Annotated in this window: 3 protein-coding genes; all 3 read right to left on the reverse strand. The window is 34.0% G+C overall.

All coding sequences use genetic code 11. The features are described 5' to 3' along the window. Positions 1-735, reverse strand: a 735-nt coding sequence (locus TJ68_RS08020) for an ABC transporter permease (protein WP_040929631.1), incomplete at its 3' end; no start/stop codon positions are given. An 18-nt stretch (positions 736-753) separates the two neighbouring features. Continuing rightward, the gene (locus tag TJ68_RS08025) at positions 754-1,116 is read right to left on the reverse strand and encodes a YbgA family protein (RefSeq protein ID WP_040929633.1); all 363 of its coding nucleotides are present in this window, start codon (positions 1,114-1,116) and stop codon (positions 754-756) included. After that, positions 1,106-1,990 carry a TIGR01777 family oxidoreductase gene (locus TJ68_RS08030; RefSeq protein WP_040929632.1) on the reverse strand — a complete coding sequence of 295 codons (885 nt, stop codon included), beginning with the start codon at positions 1,988-1,990 and terminating at the stop codon, positions 1,106-1,108. The genes TJ68_RS08025 and TJ68_RS08030 overlap by 11 nt, the downstream gene beginning before the upstream one ends. Positions 1,991-2,011 lie beyond the last annotated feature (21 nt).

The following is a 2,011-nucleotide window of genomic DNA, read 5'->3' on the forward strand; positions in this document are numbered from 1 at the left end:
GACTGTCATCGATATGACAAATAGAAAACCTATCATAAAGTTTAATGTTAAATTTTGCTCTTTATAGCCTGGAAGTCCCTCAATAAAATCTTCAATTGCTAAAACTTCTAAATCATTATCTAATTTCACATCATTAAAATCTTTATCTTTAACGACAACTGCATTTGTTTCATCTTCACTTAACATTGGGTTAATTTTTAAAAACGTTTCAAAATCTCCAAAAATTACAGGGGATGCATTAAATTTTGCACTTTCAGTTACTCCAACGACTTTTAATACCTCATCAACTTGTGTAAGTTCTAGATTATCTCCAACTTTAAATCCTTTTTCTTTTAAAGATTTATCGATTAATACTTCGTTTTCATGCTGTGGGGTTTCCCCCTCAATTATCTTCGGTACTAAAAATGAGGCCTCTTCTGTACCAAAGAAAATAGCATTTTCTTCTTTCTTGTTATTCGATACAATGACACCTGTTTGTTTGAGTTGTGCACTTTTTTTAAACTTATCATCAACAAGTGAGACATTAAATTTTGATTGTTGAATCGTCTCATTCGCGTTTTTATTTAATACGATAGCGTCCGCCTGCCAGTCATCTATTCCTTCAGTATTCATGTTGATCAGTCCTTTTGCGAGCCCTGAAAGCAAAAATAGTAAATAACTAATTAAAACGAGTACGCCTATTATTAAACTAAATTTTAGCTTATTTCTTTTAATTTCATTCCATGCTAGAAACATACTTTTTCTCCTGTTCGATTACTTGCCATTTAATATCGTACTATCGGTTAAATAGTTAACTTTATACTTTTTCGCAAGGTCATATAGATATATTTTTATTACTCGGTCATCTTCAGCATGTTCAAGTAATGCAAAAAACTTTTTCTTCTCTTCAGTAGTTGCGCGCTTTTTAAAGTAACCCCACATATGTTCATAAGCGTTTGTCTCCGAACCCTTTGTCGGCATTAGTGAATAAGCTTCTTGAATATGACTTTCAAGTTCTTCCATACTTGGATCGCCTTTTAACAACTCTCTTATTAAATTATAATGGCGCTGGCTGAAGTACATCACTTTGTACTTCTCCTCGCGCCATAGTTTTTCTAACTCAAATCTACTTGCCATATAGATCACGGATTGCTTCTTCAACCGTCTCAAATTTAAATTTAAAGCCTTCTTCAATTAAACGTTTTGGTAACGCACGTTGACCTTCAGTAATAAGTTTCGATTGTTCTCCAAGTATCATTTCAAATAACAGCTTTGGTGCTGGTATTAAGTGTGGACGTTTAATCGTCTTCGCGATACTTTTACCCACAATTTCTTGGGTCGCTGGATAGGGTGCAGTAATATTAAACACACCTGTCAATTCTTTATCTGCTATAAATTCTAAAGCACGGACGAGATCTTCAATGTGCACAAATGCATATGGCTGATGACCATCACCAATATTACCACCGACAAATAATTTGTAAGGTAAAGCAATTAAAGGCAATGCGCCACCTTCTTTTGAAAAAATAATACCAAATCGCGTGTACGCAGCCTTTACACCTGTATCTTCAATTTTCTTTGCTTCATTTTCCCATACATGTACTGTTTTAGATAAAAAATCAAACGGTTCATATTTGTCATATTCAGTATATCGATTTGTTTTAGACGTTGGATAATATCCAACTGCACTTGCTGAGATTAAAAATGGCTTTGTTACTTGGTTATCTATAATTCGTTTTAATGCACGAGTAGAGTTAACTCTTGACTGGACGATTTTTTCTTTGTTTTCCTCTGTCCAAACCTGACTAATACTTGCGCCCGCTAAGTTAATGACAACATCAACTTCAGGCACTTCTTTTAAATAATCGTCTTCAGACCAGTTAACATACGTGACATTATCTGTATTATCTCTATCAGAACGTGTTAAGACGTAAAATTCAGCATCGCTAAAGTTATCTATAATTTTATTTCCAACAAGGCCTGTGCCACCAGAAATCAGTACTCTTCTCATAAGAATTACCCCCTTTTATTT

The sequence above is a fragment of the Nosocomiicoccus massiliensis genome (assembly GCF_000438455.1).
GTDB classification, from domain to species: Bacteria; Bacillota; Bacilli; order Staphylococcales; family Salinicoccaceae; genus Nosocomiicoccus; species Nosocomiicoccus massiliensis.